Genomic DNA, 15,288 nt, shown 5'->3' on the forward strand with positions numbered 1-15,288 from the left:
GTCACGGCTGAGCCGTATGCGGTTCAGGCCGTATGCGGTTCGACGAATGGCGGCTTGACGACCTCGCACTTGAGGCGGCGGCCACGCACGTCGACCTCGACCTCATCGCCGGGTTCGATCTTTGCCGCGGTGTCGATCAACGCGAGCGCGATACCCACCTTGAGGCTGGGCGAGAAAGTGCCGGAGGTGGTCTCACCGACCTGCTCGTCGCCACGCATGACGGCCTGCCCCTGACGCAGCACGCCACGGTCGATTGCCTTGAGCCCCAGCAGAAGTCGTCGCGGACCGGCCGCCTTCTCCTGCTCCAGCGCGGCCTTGCCCCAGAACTCCGGCTTCTTCCAGCCGACGGCCCAGCCCGTGCGCGCCTGCAACGGCGAAATGTCAACGGAGAGTTCATGTCCGTGCAGCGGGTAGCCCATCTCCGTGCGCAGGGTGTCACGCGCGCCGAGTCCGGCGGCCTGTCCCCCGGCGGCTTCGACCTGCGTCACCAGTGCCCGGAATACCGCCTCGGCGTCATCCCATTTCGGCAGCAACTCGTAGCCGTGTTCCCCGGTGTACCCGGTCCGGCAGACGCGCACCGGCCGCCCGTCCCATTCGGCATCGGCGTACGCCATGTACTCCATATCGGTCGGCAACCCCAGCGCCGCAAGCACTTCCGCCGACTTCGGCCCCTGCACCGCGAACACCGCGTAGCCGCGATGCTCATCGGTCACGGTGATTCCCGCCGGCACCCGCTTCTGCAACTCCGCGACCACGGTCGCGGTATTGGCGGCGTTCGGCACCAGGAAGATCTCGTCATCGCTGACGTAGTAGGCGATGAGATCGTCGATCACGCCACCCTCGGGCGTGCAGCACAGCGTGTACTGCGCCTTGCCGGGCCGAATCCGATCGAGGTCATTGCTCAACGCCGAGTTCACGAACGCCGCGGCGCCCTCACCCTCGACAGTGGCCTTCCCGAGGTGGCTGACATCGAACAGCCCCACGGTGGTCCGTACGGCGGCGTGCTCCCCCACGGTCCCCGCATACGACACCGGCATCTCCCACCCCCCGAACGGCGCGAAGGTAGCGCCCAGTTCGACATGGACGGCGTGGATTGGTCCCTGCAGCAGCTTCTCGTCGGTCACGCGAAGGAGTTTATCGGTCGCCGCGCCGGTCGATAATCCCGCCGACCCGCCGCGCCGCTCCCACATACCGGAACCGCTCCGCGATGACCTGCGTCGATAGTCATGACAGCTCGCTATCAAATCCGGGAGCTGCGCTGAAGTCTGCGGAAAGTTAGCTGGCACGAATCCTGGCTCTCACCTCCGACCGGTTTCAGGGTCGCGAGGAAGCGCTGCTCGTCGAGGATTTCGATCTGTTGGCCCTGGGTGCGCAGGTGGGCGGCGCGGTGGGCCTTGGTGGTGGTGAAGGCGGAGGGGTCTTGGCCGGTGAAGGCGTCGCCGATTACCAGGCAGGTGGTGCGCTTGGTGACGTTTTTGGCGGGGGTTGCGCCGCAGGCGGCGATTATGTTCCAGGCTTCCTGGCGGGTGAGGGTGGTGAGATCGCCTGTGAAGACCACTGTTTGGCCGTGGAGGGGATGGGCTGGGTCTGTGCCGGTGATTTCCGGCATGACCAATTCCGCACGGGCGAAGAAGGATTGGCGGGGGCGCGAGACCTCCACGCGGGCAGGGTATTCCATGTGGCGCGGGGCGGCCGGGCGAGTGCGATAGGGGCGGTCTGCGCCCAGGCGTTCGAGGTCGCTGAGGGAGTCGATGCCTGTGCGGGCGGCCAGTGCCAGGACTATGTCGGCGGCGGCCGTGGCGTCGGCGGCTGCGTTGTGGTGGGTTAGGAGGGGAATGTCCAGGGCATCGGCGACGGCGGGGAGGCGGTAGCTGTCGAGGTCGAGGTGGCGGCGGGACATGGTCAGGGTGCAGGTGAAATCCCAGCTTGGGGAAGGGATTTCGCTGTGGCGGCAGGCTTCGCGGATTGCGCTGCTGTCGAAACCGGCATTGTGCGCGACCAGCGGGAGGTCGGCGACAACCTCGAGCACTTCGGGAAAACGGGCGGCGAAGACTGGCTGGTCTGCCACCATCGTCGGTGAGATGCCGTGTACGCGAATGTTGTGCCGGGAGAAGAAGTCCACCGAGCGGGGTGGGCGGCACAGCCAGGAGTGGGTGGCCAGGCGCACGCCGTCGCGGACGATCGCGACGCCTACCGCGCAGATACTTCCGCGAGAGGAATTTGCCGTCTCGACGTCGAGAGCCGCGAACGACAGTCCGGGCATTCTCACCGGACCACGAGTGGCAGTGGCCGCACGGTCGGCCCGCCGTGATTGGTCAGGAAATGCCTTGCCACGCGCAGGGATTCGAAATCGGACCAGCGATCGGCGAGATCGGCAATGCCGCGCGCCAAAACTAGTGCATCGTGGACGATTTCGTCTACGACGCCCGGCGCTCGTCCCGCCTCGGCGGGATGCACCAACTCCGGCCACTCCGGGCGTATCGCTTTATTCGACTGTGCGGCTTGATATTCGGTGAGCAGCGAGTCCGCCGCGTCAACTTCTGCCTGTGCGGCCGCGAACGTCGCATCGAGATCCACGACCCCCGCCGCGGCGATACCCTCCGCTACCCGACCGCACCACACCGAGTCATATCCGGCGGTGAGCGCCGCAATCTCCTGCGCGCTGTCCTCCCCCACCACCCAAGCGCCCGATAGGCGCGAAAGACCAATGGCCCGACCGACATTCACGTGCCAAACAACCAACCGGTCTTCCACCTTGTCGAGCACCACTACAAGGGACAGGACGGTTTGAGTCGCAATGGTCATGACGCTCCGAGGTCGCTGCGGATGCTCTGCACCGGACACCGTAGAGCATGGGTCCGACATGTCTGCCGATTTCGGTGAGACTACCGAGCTCAACCGGCTTTGATATGTCCGATCTGCGCCGCCAATTCGATGACGCGCCTGTCCTGCTCGCCGTATCGCACCGCCATCTGACTGTGCAGCCGCTTGAGTCGAGTCAGCGCGGCTTTCACATCTCCGGTGTGTACATGGCAGGACGCCAACCGGCGCTGGCAGTACATGACGTGGTCGTCGTAGGGTCCACGCTCGGCGGTCAGATCATCGATGAGTTCGCGGTAAAGCTCTGCGGCACCGGCATAGTCGACACCTTCGAAACGCAGATCCGCGAGTCGCAGGCGCGCCTCGACCACATCGGCATCGCGGGATCCGAATCGAGGGAGAGCCTTGTCCACGATGGTCTGGAGCTCGTGCACCGCCGGGTCGTACCGCGAGTCGTCGGCGAAATCGCGGGCGCGGCGCATGGCGCGCTGTAGATCGCCGCGGCTGAAATCGGTTGCCGACGGTTTCGGCGGGACACTCGGCGCGTGCTCGGGTGGAGTCCGCAGCACCCGGGTCGCGGACACGACAGTCTGTGCGGTGCGCGAAGATCCGCCGGCCGCGGCTGCCCGCGCGTACATCACCGCCGGGCTGACCGGATCGGTCACCTCGGACAGCGACCCCACACCGGTGGCATGCCGCAGCAGCACCGCATGCACGGTAGCCGCGTCTTCGGGTCGCTGATCCGGCGATTTTGCCAGCATGCCCATAATCAACCGAGCCAGTTCGACAGGCACTTCTGGTCTCTCGGAACGGATATCGGGCGGAGTCTGATGAACCTGGTTCTGCCACACCACATATGGCGAACTACCCGTCATAACCCGGTCGCCGGTGAGCAATTCGTGCAGCACGAGACCGAGCGCGTAGAGATCGGTCTGCGGCACCACCGTCCCACCCTCGACCTGCTCCGGAGCCATGAAAGCCGGTGTGCCCAAGGTATGTCCGGTGCTGGTATATCGGGTCTTGTCGGCATCGAGCGATACCGCCAGCCCGAAATCCAGCACCTTGACGGTCCCGTCGTCGCACAGCATGAGATTCGACGGCTTCAAATCCCGGTGATAGATCCGATTGCGGTGCGTCGCAGCGAGAACCGCCGCCGCCTGCGCGCCCAGCGAAGCCACCGCCCCCACCGGCAGCGGCCCCTGCCGGTCCAGCAATTCGTCGAAGGTAACCCCCTTCACGAATTCCATTACGAGATAAGGCCGTTCAGGCTGCCCCGGCTCAATCCCGGCGTCGTGGATCATCGGCAGTCCCGGATGCCGCAGCTGAGCCATGAACTCCGCTTCCCGGAAGAAGCGTTTGGTCCAATCCGGATCCTTGTCCAAACTCGGATGCGTGAACTTCACCGCGATCTGCCGCCGCAGATGGCGATCGAAGCCGTCGTAGACCTGCCCCATGCCACCCGCGCCGATCTCATTGAGCAGCTCGTACCGGCCGCCGACGACCTGCGGTTGCACCGCGCCTACCTCCGTGAGTCCAGGAAACCGAAACGCTACTCGTCGCCGGTGCCGGGCCTCAGGCGACCCTGTGCGAGGCCGCGGAATCCGGAGCGGATCAGGCGCTCCATATTCGAACGCTGCTGCTGCCAAGCGGTTTCCAGCTCGGTCAGCTGTGCGAAAACATCGGCGTAACGGCGCTGCTCGGCAGGCGGGATGCGCGGCACCGAGACCTGATACAGGTCGACGTGATTGCCGTCGGCTGCATCCACGGCGGCGCGCAACACCCCGGCGAGGAAGTCCGGATCGAGGGCTTTGACATTGCTGCGCACCAGGTGAATTCCGGGCCCGAGGAGGGCACCGGCGTCGGCGCAGACACGGACCGCGACATCGGTGCCGATCACCACCGCGACATCACCCGCGCGCACGGTCACCGCGCCGGGTGCGGCCACGTTCCCCCAGCGGGACGGAGCACGGCCCAGTCGGACATCCTTCGCGGAGAGCATGGGAGTCTCGCCGGTTTCGGAGACAACGGTAGGGGGTGCTTCATGGAGAGTCACCGCCCCGGCATCGACGAGCTCTTCCAGCGAAACCGTGCTGAACTCGCCGGTATTCGATTGCAGCGCAGGTGGTTCCGAGGCAGGTTGGTCAAGCAGCGTGGACCGCAATGCGACGTAATCGGCAAGTGAATCCACCGCACGGCCGCGGGGCGCCGAATCGAGTCTCTCATCAAGCAAGTCGACCATCCCTTCCGCGAGCGGCGCGGAATTGGGATGGGCGGCGATGTCCCCTATCACGACCGGCTGTCTCCCCTGTACTCATCGCCCGCACAATTACCGCGGATTGTGGCAACCGTAGCAGCGCCGAGCCCGGGGTAGCGGATGTGCTCGCACGCCTCACTTGTGGTCCTTCTCGTCCGGTGCCAGCGCTCCGGCGGTGAAGCCCGTGGTCACCAGCTCCGCGACATGTTCGGCGGCATAGCTCGCCCGGCGGGCAGCGCCGCGCAATAGGAACAGGTGACGGAAGGTCTCGCCGTAGCGCTGCTGCTCGGACAACGCGAGCACCGGGATCCGCAGTCGGCTCGGGTCGAATCGAATAGTGGATGTCCTTGTGGCGGAAACATTTTCCGCGCCAGTGAGGAAGCCCGCGACGAACCAGGGGTCAAGTCGCTCACGATCGAGGCGGAGGAGGTGCACATGCGGCCCGCGAATCGCCCCCGCATCCTCGGGACCCGCGACACGCGCACTGCGGCCACCGGTTCGATCACTGCGGATCGCCGGGATGAGCACATCCCCGGCGTGGATCTCGATCTCGGTCTCCGGTGCGGAGGTCGCGAAGCTGCCCGAGGCCGGGTTGCCCGTGGCAACGTCCGGAGCGGTCAGGACGCGGGTGTCATTGGCCGACTTGGCAGTACTCGGCGGAGATGCTCGAATCCATTCCAGCTGACCGTAGTTCACCAGATCGGCGATGGATACGAACCGCCAGGACTTGCCCGAGGCCGTCGACCACCCACCCAGCGCGTCGGTCACCGAAGCCAATTCCGCTGCGACACTTGCCAGTCTGCGAATCGCGTCATCGACCTCACCCGAGACGGTATCCGAGTCGAGCGACGACCGAACATAGCGAGCGGGTGTCAGATCAACTTCATCGTCCATCACCTCGACGAGTCGGACAGCGGCGGCAATCCCGGAAACGGTTGCGGTACCGGAGTTCTCACCATCGAATGCCCGCCAGGCCCGGACCACCGATTCGATGACGGCGTCCCAGTCGATGCCGTCCGCGGCGGCAGGCAGTGCGGTCGTATCGACGAAAAGCATGGTGTCCGAGGCAGGTACATCTACCTGCAGTGGCCGCAGCACCCAGAGCTGCAATCCCACATGCCAGGGTTGCGCCGCACCCGGAGCCAATCCGATGACCGCACGCAGCGCGCCCTTACGCACCAGCGCCGCGCGAATCTTGCGCCCGGACGGGCGAGTCGCGACCGCGGGTGGCAGGAGCAGAACGGCGGTGCCGCCGGGTTGCAGATGTGCGACCGCATGCTGCACCCAGGCCAGTTCCGGCTCACCACGCGGCGGTGTGCCGTAATCCCAGCGGGTGTCGAAGGCCAGTTCGCCTGAGCCCCAATCGCGTTGCCCGTACGGCGGATTGCAGAGCACGGCATCGACGCGCAGGTCCGGGAAAGCGTCCGCTGTCAGGGAATCGCCCTCGCACACAACGGGTTCCAGATCGGCGTCGGCTTCCAGGAGCAGTCTCGCGCGCTGACCCTGCACCGGGAGCGAGTCTTGACCGTAGAGATCAGTCGCGCCCAACTGCGCGGCTGCGAGCAGTAGTGATCCACTCCCGCACGCCGGGTCCAGCACGCTGCGCAACCGCTGTGTGGGTGAATCCAGCAGTGCCGCCATGAGTTTCGCGACGGGCTCGGGGGTGATGTACACACCCGTCGCCGCGGTGTCATCAAGTGCTCGCTCCGCCAGTACATCGATGGCGGCACGGTTACCGTCCGCGACGGCTGCCCGTTCGAGCGCCTGCAGCAGATCCTCGGCGAAACCACTGCGTACATCGAGCCGGGCCCCGCTCATCTCGCCGGCCGAAGCATCCGCCCCGACGCCGCCCACCAGAGCTTCACTCGCGGCCCAACGTCCTCCCGATACCCGCAGACCCGTCATCACCCGCGCAATAGCGTCGGCCGTCGCCTGTGTCCGCACCAGCGTCCGCAGCTCGGTAGTCGGCGACTCCGACACCTCAACCCCGTGCCCGACCAGCCATTCCTGCACTTCCCGCAGGTCGAACTGGGGTCGGGCCTCACTGCTCCCGGCGATCGCCTTGGGAAAGTCGTCGTGCCGCCGCCGCCAGTTGCTGACCGTGGCACGCGTGACGTCGGCCAGCCGCGAAATCTCCGCAGCACTGACCGTTGACGCGGGCTTCGACATACCCCTCCTCTCGTGAACGTTCCCTCCACCCTTGTCGACGCGTGAGCAAAAATCAATCTCCAATTTCGTGTTGACAATGTTTTCACAGTCTCATACGGTTTTGCATCAGCGGGACAGAGCCTGATCCGGCCGCCCCGATCTCCAGTACCGAACGAAGGAAAACCCATGCGCCGCAACGTGATCACCCTCCTGGCCGCCGCCGCCCTCACCACCCTCGCCGGCACCGGCATCGCCCACGCCGACCCCGCCACCCAGCTCCACGAGGGCCAGCAGGTAGTCGGCCAGGACGTCCAGCCCGGCACTTACCGCACCGCCGGCCCGCGCGATCAGGACTACGGCTCCTGCTTCATCACCTGGCTGCCCTACAAGGGCGCGAAGTCCTCGGACCTGATCGACATCGAGTCCTACACCGGGGCGTCCTTCGTGCGCCTCAACGCCGGCGACGTCGTCGACGTCAGCGGCTGCACCTGGGTCGCCGAGTAACCGACCCGGCACGAAACCCAGTCCGCACCAACGTGATCGGTCCCCGGCAAGCCGCCGGGGACCTCCCGAAACACGCCCTCAGGAGCCTCATGTCCCACCCGCAGCCCGGCCAGATCCCCCCGCAGCAGCCCGGCTACCCGCAGTACGCGATGCCCACGCCGCCCAAGAAATCGCACACCCTCAGGACCATCCTGATCGTCATAGCCGTCATCGTGGCGGTCTGCGGCATCGGCGGCGCACTGATGAGCAAGGGCAGCTCGTCCTCCTCCGGCTCCCCCGCCGCCGACCCCAGCAAACCCGTCCCCGGCCTGAACACCCCCGTCCGCGACGGCAAATTCGAATTCGTCGTCACCCAAGTCCAAACCGGCGTGAAAACGTTGGGCGACAACGAATTCCTCCAAAAGACCGCCCAGGGCGCCTTCACCATCGTGTCGATAGCCATCACCAACACCTCAGACAAGCCCTACGGCTTCTCCCCCAGCGACCAATACGTCTTCGACGCGAAGAACCGCAAATTCAGCAACGACGCCACCGCCGCCATCAACCTCCAGTCCGACACCAGCCTCTACGCAAACCTCAACCCGGGCAACACAATCACCGCCCAGGTCGTCTACGACCTCCCCGCAGACTCAGCCCCGGACCACATAGTCCTGCACGACTCGATGTTCTCCGGCGGAGTCACGGTCTCGCTGCACTAACCCCTCGAACATCTCACGCGACAGGGCGGGCCACTCCCCGCCCGCCTCTGACCTGGAATCCCCGAGAGTGTCATTCCGTGCCAATCTCATTCGATGGCGGGCCGTTCCGCGAAGCCTGCACTGATACTCAAATTGCGAATCAGGGGGTTCGCCTAGATCGAGAGAAATTCTGGGGTTCGCCAATGCCCGATATGCGGCTCGAGAAGCGACGGCGGTGGGTCGGAGAGCAATCCGGCGGGATTCGCCTTGCCAGCGGCTGTGCACAGCCGCGCCCGGGACTACGTGTGGGAGTTCCGAATTCAAGGATAGTTCCTTCGGTCTCGACCGCCACCGCCATTCGTGCATGACTCGAATGCCGGAATCCGACAACCGCCACTGGAGAGCAATGCTCGGCTTCGCAATCGTCGATCGGCAATCGGCCGCCGACGCCACCGCCATCTGGCTGACCAGCCGCACCGGACGCACCAGCGTGAACAACACCAACGCGGTTGTCATCTCACACGACGATCCCGACTACGACATGAAAATCCGCTCCCTCACAAGAGACCGATCGGTAGTGCTCACCACCGGTACCGAGCCCCCTGCCGGTTTTGTTCACGCCGTCAACGTCGACGCGTTCGACGACCTGATCAAGCGGACTGCCACCCACCAGGACCGCATCTGTGAGGCGATCGGCGACTACAACTCGAGCAACCGCAAAGACCTTGTCATTCCGGGCTTTCCGCCGACGCCCGTGCTCGCCCCGCCGGAAGCCGAAAAACCGCAATTCCGCGCTCTGACGGTAGCCAACTACGTCGCCCAGACGTGGGCGGCGTGGCTGTTCACCGACGAGCAACGGCACCGGCGGACCAGGGCACCCAAGACTGGCGAAACCCCGTGGATCATGCCGATGGAACTCAATAGCCAGACCATCTCGGTCCTGCCCGACGAGTTCCTGGAACGCGTGCAGCCGGAGCCGGTGGCCTGATGTTCGACTACACGGCTATCGATTTCGAGACCGCGAACTCCTACCGCGGATCGCCTTGTGCGGTCGGTCTCGTCCGTGTCCGCGATGGGGCTGTGGTGGACGAACGCCGTTGGTTGATCCGTCCTCCGGAGGCGGTTAACTACTTCGACGCGTACAACACTGTGCTGCACGGCATCAGCGCGAAGACCGTCGCGCACGCGCCGAGCTGGGAGCAAATCCTGCCGGCGATCGTCGACTACATCGGCGACGATGTCGTTGTTGCCCACAATGCGGGCTTCGACACCGGCGTCATCCGATATGCCTGTGCGGTCGACCAAATCGAGTGGCCGGGCCTGCGATTCCTGTGCACGATGGTGCTGTCTCGCCGCGTCCTTTCCCTGCCTTCGTATCGGCTTCCGTATGTCCTGGAGTCGCTCGGCGGGTCGATCGACGACCATCACGATCCACTCGCGGACGCCAGAGCTGTGGTGGACTTGGTTCGCGGGCTGGCCGGAAGACAAAACGCTGTCGACCTCGAGGAACTAGCCGGTTCGGTTGGTGTTCGCATCGGCACGATGGCCGGCGGCCTTTACAAAGGCAGCGTTGCGATTTCCGCAGGTACCGGATCCCGACTGGTGCGGCCTGAACTCGATCCGAACGCCGACCCCGAGGGCTACCTCTACGGCAGAGTCGTCGTTTTCACCGGCACCCTGATTTCCATGACCCGGCAGATCGCCTGGCAGGAGTCCGCTCGAGTCGGCGCACCGGCCGACAAAGTCGTCACGAAGAAAACGAACGTCCTCGTCGTGGGTGACATCAACCCTGCCGTGCTACGTCCAGGTTCCAACATCACTGGCAAGGCTCGCAAAGCATTCGAACTTCAGGATAAAGGCCAGGACATCGAGGTCATGACCGAGGACGACTTCCTCAGATGTCTCGAGGGCAAACCTCTCGACGGGATCGGCATAGCAGGCGAGGACGAACCGAATCGCCGGCCGCCGACACCGAGTCGGCTGCGCAGCCCCTTTGGATGAGAGGCCGAAGCCCAGGCCGCCGAAGCCCTTACGCCGCAAGCCAACCCCAACCGATCAGATCTGCTCCGCAGCAGGCTGTACCAACGAAGCCGCGTTCAAAACCCGAACCAAACCAACGTGGTGCGAGCAGCACATCTCCGAAATTCAAGGTGCCGGCGGCCTCGATCCAATGGAGCCGTTCACTCACCCCGACAGCTGGCAGTTGACTCGTTGCCGCACATGCACAGTCGATGCGCACTACCGGTTCAACTACACCCTCGACAAGAACAGCTACGGAGAGCCGACCTGTCGAGCCTGCTACTGGCGGAAGTGGGCGGCTGACTCCAGAGCCATGCAAGGACATTGGACCGACCTCGAACCGGTGTCCTACGAAGAGGCTCGGACTATCGCCGAAGAAAACGGATTCGACTATCTCGGCCCGGAGACATCGGCTTCGGCTGTACATGCAGCCGATCAACAACTTGATAGGCGGATACGACCGAGGTTCACGACTGAAGGGTTGCTCCGACCCAGCCTTTCAGATCGTCAACGGGCCAGCACAGTGAGCGTGCTACTCACACCTAAATCAGCACCGGCCCGCAGTAATCCCCGAACCTCTCAACCACAATGAGTTGGCCACCAACCGAAGTGAATCAGGAAGGCCGTCGACTACAACGCTGTGCCGTCGACGCTGCCCGCAGCGTATTTCTTGACGCGCTCGACCAATTCGTCGATATCGGTCCATGGATTCCACCGGTAATCGCTGAGTGGGTCCAGCCGCAGGTTCATTGCGTTCATCCGAGCCGTCTCGTACTTCCCACGGAGAGAACCGTACTGGATGGACTTCGCCCTCGCGTTATATCCGCAATGCCCCTTTCCCTCCAAAACGGCCTGCATACGGGATGAATCATGGTGTGCGGTAACCGATTCGAAGTGCAGCATCACCCAGAGCTCGAAACAAGGATTCGCGAACGCGACCCCCACGCCGTTCTGCTTCGCAAGCTGCAACGCTTGATCCAAGCAGGCGTGCGGCTGCGGCGCCTCCACATCGATGACACACCAGACCTCGTCGTAGGGCGTCCATCGGTCCTCCCGGCAACGCTCCGCTCGATCCATATGGTCGACAGCGGCTTTCACCAAGCCGAGCGGTTCGCCATGCTGTGACCCGATTTTGATCTGCGCTCGCAGGTCGCCTTTGACGCCTTTGAAGTACTCGGCACCCGCCTTCTCGTCCTCACAGTAGATGAGGAAGCGAAGTCGCTCCTGCCGTTTCGACTTCGCCGTCTGCTGGAGCGGCTTCTTCCCCCTCATTCACGTCCTCACGCTCGAGAAGTTCTACCAGCCGCGGCAGAAAGTCGTCGTCCAGATATGGAACCGCGCCGAAACGGCCCAGCAGATAGCGGTGTTCGAAGTTGTCGGTGTCACGCACCGGGAAGTCGGTCATCGGGAACAGGTTCGTCGCCAAGGTACCGGGATCCTTCTCCGTGAACCAGATCTGGTCACGCGACAGTTCCGTCTGAGCGTTCCGCCCCAGCAAAGTCATATCGTGAGAACTGAATACGAGTTGCGCCCCGCGCGTGTTCACCTCCGCCGAAGCGAACATTCCGATCAGAGCGTCGACCAACTGGGGGTGCAGCCGTGCGTCGAGTTCATCGACACACAGGACGGCCCCGCGCATCAGCGCGGAGACCACCACCCCGAGCAGACCGATCCAAGTACGAGTTCCGCTCGACTCGTGGGACAAGGGCAGAGTGAATTCCCCATCCGTTGTCCGATGCCGCACGCGCACATCTTTGAACCGGCCGGGCTCTACAACGAGGCGGCTGCCGACCGCATCGCGCAATGCTTGGCGAACCCTCCGCAACTCCTCATCGTCCGTCTCGTCGAACTCCTTGGCCTCGAGCCCAGTGGCGCCGAGATCAGCGTAGGAAAGCAGCATTGCCACCGCCCGTGACTCCGGACGGTGCACATCGTCCTCGAGCAGGAGATGCAATGTGTGCTCGAGTCGTCCGGAGTAGTCACTGTCATCAGCTACCACCAGGCCGAACTGGAACCAGCGGAATATGCGGCTCAGCTGTTCATGCCCCTGGGCCGCAGCGACCGAGAGGAAAAGACTATTGGACCGCAGCGAGTCCGCTACCGTCTTGCGGCGGCCGGTCAACCAGCGGCCGAAGGTCACCTCATCCTTGTCGTCACGATCGTAGAGCCGGCGCGCTCGCCCTTCGGGGTAGTAGACCATCCACTCATTCCGGACTCTCGTGTCATCGACGGAGAATCCGAAGGCGTGCCGCACCCCGTCGACGGCGAAATCGATCTGAAAGTCGGTGGGGTGGTCCTCCGGATTTCGGCGGAATTGGAATGGGCGACGCGGAACGCCACCGGTCGGGTCCCATCGGCGGTAGGACGACAGGACCGCCCAGCGCATCCAGGTGATGGCGTCGATGACATTCGACTTTCCCGAGGCGTTCGGGCCGTAGATCGCCGCCACCGGAACCGTCACGAGTTCACTCGAACCAGGTACCTCGGCTTCGGCTCGCTTCGGGTGGCACTCGGAGCTGACAAGCGTCAACTCCTGTTCATCGCGTAGTGACGCATGGTTCTCTACCCGAAATCGCAGCAGCATGTCAGCCCTCCTCCAGCAACAGATCATGTCGATAGATGCCAAAAGCTGTCAAGGTTTGACAATACTCATACCGAATCAACATCGTGTGGCTATTCGGTGAAGAATGTGCGATCCGGTAGGAAGCATCAACGCGGTGCCGACCTACAACGGGTGGCACCAGCGAAGACTTCCCCGGCTGGCTTGAAAGGAGCTGTCCGGCTTGGCTTTTCGATGACCACTCGTGCCCGCGCCCCGAAGCGTCAGTTCGGCCGACCGCAGCACTTCTTGTACTTCCTGGATGATCCGCACCAACAGGGCTCGTTACGTCCCGGCGGCCAATCGATGTCCATGCCGAGACGACTCAATTCGGCGGCGTAGGCCGCACGGGTTTTCGACTGCGCCGGATCCCCGTCGCCGGCCGCCGCATACTCGGCCAGGCCGTCGACAGTAGCTGGAGACACACGCGTGTCGTGTCCGGAATCCATTGCCCGGAGCCGCTTTTCGACCGATTCGCGATGCTCCTCATGACTGTCATACTGCTCCCGCAATTGCGGCCATCGACGCAGCGCGGCATCGAACTCCGGCTCCGGGAAGTAGAACACCGCCGTGGCGACGGAATGTGTCTGGGCGCTGCGACCGTCCAGGGTCAGGCGTTCAACCCATCCCTCGCGCTGCTGTTCGGCCCATCGATCGTCGGAGTCCTCGGGGAGGCCGAGCGACTCTCGAATTCGACTGCGGCCGATCGCAAGTCGATATAACTCGAATTCCTGATCGGGAGCGGTCAACCGTAGCCGGGCCAAACCCGCGTCGAACCAGTGGAGTGCCTCATCCGGTGCGTCGATGGCTTCGAATGTCTCCGCGACCGACTCGTAGATGCCGAAATCGTCCGGTCCCTCGGCGAGGACCGTGTCGAGCAACGCCCGCCCGGCCTGCGCGTCACCGAACTCGAGCAGGAACTCCGCGTACCAGACCCGTGCGTCGCCGGCGACCTCACCGCCGTCGGCAATGGCGGCGAGATGCATGCGGCGAGCGCGCTCCAGTTCGCCCGCCATAGCCCAGTACCCCGCAGCCTCGTTGAGGTTTTGGGCGCGATCCACGGGATCGGCATCCGCTGCTTCCTCGAACTGGCGCGCGATTTCGCCGGGAGGCTGCAAATGACTACCGAGATATGCTGCGCGGGAAGCCAATTGACCCTGCAACCGCTCCTGTTCAGCGAGCAGTCGAGCATGTTCGCGTTCCAGGGCCTGCAATTGCCGCCGCTCCGAACTCGACATGGGGTCGGACACTGGATCCTCCTTCTGTTCGTTGTCACTACGATAGTGCGCGCCGGATGCCGACATGCCGAATGGTGCAGGTGCTTGAAACGGGCCGACGAACTGGATCTCCGACCACACCATCCTGATTCACCTTCCACGGAACCGACGAACCTCGGCACCACATCAGCTAATGTCGCTCCGTGGCCGATATGAAGCCGCTCTCCCGCCGTGGACCGCGCCGCAAGAGGCCGGTCACCTTCCGCTTGCATGCGTCGATCGTGGGCACCGAGCCGCCGCTGTTCCGGTGGTTGGAGGTGTCCTCCGAACTGTTCCTCAACGATCTGCATGAGGTCATCGGCGCATCCTTCGGCTGGGTCGACCGTGCGTCCCACGAATTCCGTTGCGGCCCAGCCTTCGACGACCCGACGATGGAGCGCTATATCTGCCCCGAGGCGGTCGAAGACGGTGATACCGCAGTGCCCGAGGAACAGGTTCGCCTGGACGAACTCATCACCACGCCGGGCGACACCCTGTTCTACCTCTACGATTTCGCCGACCTCTGGGTGCACCACATGGTGCTCGATGAGATCAAGCCACGAACTGCGAAGATGCCGCGGGCCCGCTGCGCCGGCGGGATGCGCGATTGCCCTGTGGATGTATATGGCGGCGTCGCCAAATACTAATACTGGTCTCGCAGAAGCGATCCGTACGATGACGGCAAATCGTTCCAATACGTCACACCGGAAGATGTCATCACTGAATCCGACGACCCGGTGCCCAGCCCGTTCGTCGTCGAAGAGATCAACTGGGCACTGGACAGCCAGTTCGGCTACGGGCGAGACGTGAAGTAGGCGGTCCATCGTTGCCTTCGGCCACGGCAAGCGAACTTTGGGAGCGAAAAGTACATCAGCGCCGGTCTTAGACCGTGTCTCACGTGGATGATTTCGTTCTCGCCTTCGCGAGCTTCTTGTAGCCGGTCAGTGTCGCAGCCAAGGTGAGAAATGCCAGGTAGTGGGTGGCTTTTCGGTCGTAGCGGATGTTGAGTCG

At 63.9% G+C, this 15,288-nt stretch carries 14 protein-coding genes; 5 read left to right on the top strand and 9 right to left on the bottom strand.

What is annotated here, in order from left to right; genetic code table 11:
• Positions 1-23: 23 nt before the first annotated feature.
• From gcvT to GFY24_RS37370, 6 genes are all read right to left on the bottom strand, one after another.
• On the bottom strand, positions 24-1,124 hold the full coding sequence (gene gcvT, locus GFY24_RS37345; protein ID WP_309231799.1) for a glycine cleavage system aminomethyltransferase GcvT: 1,101 nt from the start codon (positions 1,122-1,124) through the stop codon (positions 24-26).
• A 116-nt stretch (positions 1,125-1,240) separates the two neighbouring features.
• Positions 1,241-2,263 carry an exonuclease domain-containing protein gene (locus tag GFY24_RS37350; protein ID WP_228567031.1) on the bottom strand — a complete coding sequence of 341 codons (1,023 nt, stop codon included), beginning with the start codon at positions 2,261-2,263 and terminating at the stop codon, positions 1,241-1,243.
• Positions 2,264-2,265: 2 nt separating this feature from the next.
• Positions 2,266-2,805: a hypothetical protein gene (locus GFY24_RS37355; protein ID WP_153809836.1), complete on the bottom strand. Its 540-nt coding sequence runs from the start codon at positions 2,803-2,805 to the stop codon at positions 2,266-2,268.
• Between the two features lie 89 nt (positions 2,806-2,894).
• Positions 2,895-4,334, bottom strand: a complete 1,440-nt coding sequence (locus tag GFY24_RS37360) for a protein kinase (RefSeq protein WP_309231800.1) — start codon at positions 4,332-4,334, stop codon at positions 2,895-2,897.
• A 35-nt stretch (positions 4,335-4,369) separates the two neighbouring features.
• Positions 4,370-5,050 carry a hypothetical protein gene (locus GFY24_RS37365; RefSeq protein WP_153809837.1) on the bottom strand — a complete coding sequence of 227 codons (681 nt, stop codon included), beginning with the start codon at positions 5,048-5,050 and terminating at the stop codon, positions 4,370-4,372.
• A gap of 159 nt (positions 5,051-5,209) precedes the next feature.
• Positions 5,210-7,243 carry an N-6 DNA methylase gene (locus GFY24_RS37370; RefSeq protein WP_153809838.1) on the bottom strand — a complete coding sequence of 678 codons (2,034 nt, stop codon included), beginning with the start codon at positions 7,241-7,243 and terminating at the stop codon, positions 5,210-5,212.
• Positions 7,244-7,408: 165 nt separating this feature from the next.
• Here GFY24_RS37370 and GFY24_RS37375 point away from each other — a divergent pair, with 165 nt between their 5' ends.
• From GFY24_RS37375 to GFY24_RS37390, 4 genes are all read left to right on the top strand, one after another.
• Entirely contained in the window at positions 7,409-7,726 is a 318-nt protein-coding gene (locus tag GFY24_RS37375) for a hypothetical protein (RefSeq protein ID WP_153809839.1), read from the top strand.
• An 89-nt stretch (positions 7,727-7,815) separates the two neighbouring features.
• Positions 7,816-8,424 (top strand): DUF4352 domain-containing protein, encoded by a 609-nt coding sequence (locus GFY24_RS37380; protein WP_153809840.1) that lies wholly within the window; start codon positions 7,816-7,818, stop codon positions 8,422-8,424.
• Positions 8,425-8,809: 385 nt separating this feature from the next.
• Positions 8,810-9,391 carry a hypothetical protein gene (locus GFY24_RS37385; protein WP_153809841.1) on the top strand — a complete coding sequence of 194 codons (582 nt, stop codon included), beginning with the start codon at positions 8,810-8,812 and terminating at the stop codon, positions 9,389-9,391.
• Positions 9,391-10,404 (top strand): exonuclease domain-containing protein, encoded by a 1,014-nt coding sequence (locus tag GFY24_RS37390; protein WP_153809842.1) that lies wholly within the window; start codon positions 9,391-9,393, stop codon positions 10,402-10,404. The genes GFY24_RS37385 and GFY24_RS37390 overlap by 1 nt, the downstream gene beginning before the upstream one ends.
• Positions 10,405-11,052: 648 nt before the next feature.
• On the opposite strand, the gene GFY24_RS37395 is transcribed toward GFY24_RS37390, so the two are convergent.
• The 3 genes from GFY24_RS37395 to GFY24_RS43150 form a co-directional block, all read right to left on the bottom strand.
• Positions 11,053-11,694 (bottom strand): RloB family protein, encoded by a 642-nt coding sequence (locus GFY24_RS37395; RefSeq protein ID WP_153809843.1) that lies wholly within the window; start codon positions 11,692-11,694, stop codon positions 11,053-11,055.
• Positions 11,618-13,006, bottom strand: a complete 1,389-nt coding sequence (locus tag GFY24_RS37400) for an ATP/GTP-binding protein (RefSeq protein WP_194853169.1) — start codon at positions 13,004-13,006, stop codon at positions 11,618-11,620. The genes GFY24_RS37395 and GFY24_RS37400 overlap by 77 nt, the downstream gene beginning before the upstream one ends.
• A gap of 239 nt (positions 13,007-13,245) precedes the next feature.
• Positions 13,246-14,271, bottom strand: coding sequence for an SEC-C domain-containing protein (locus GFY24_RS43150; RefSeq protein ID WP_194853170.1), 1,026 nt, complete (start codon positions 14,269-14,271; stop codon positions 13,246-13,248).
• Between the two features lie 179 nt (positions 14,272-14,450).
• Between GFY24_RS43150 and GFY24_RS37410 the strand changes: the two genes are divergently transcribed.
• Positions 14,451-14,924: a plasmid pRiA4b ORF-3 family protein gene (locus tag GFY24_RS37410; RefSeq protein ID WP_228567034.1), complete on the top strand. Its 474-nt coding sequence runs from the start codon at positions 14,451-14,453 to the stop codon at positions 14,922-14,924.
• Positions 14,925-15,288 lie beyond the last annotated feature (364 nt).

The organism is Nocardia sp. SYP-A9097, from assembly GCF_009649815.1.
Classification (GTDB): Bacteria; Actinomycetota; Actinomycetes; order Mycobacteriales; family Mycobacteriaceae; genus Nocardia.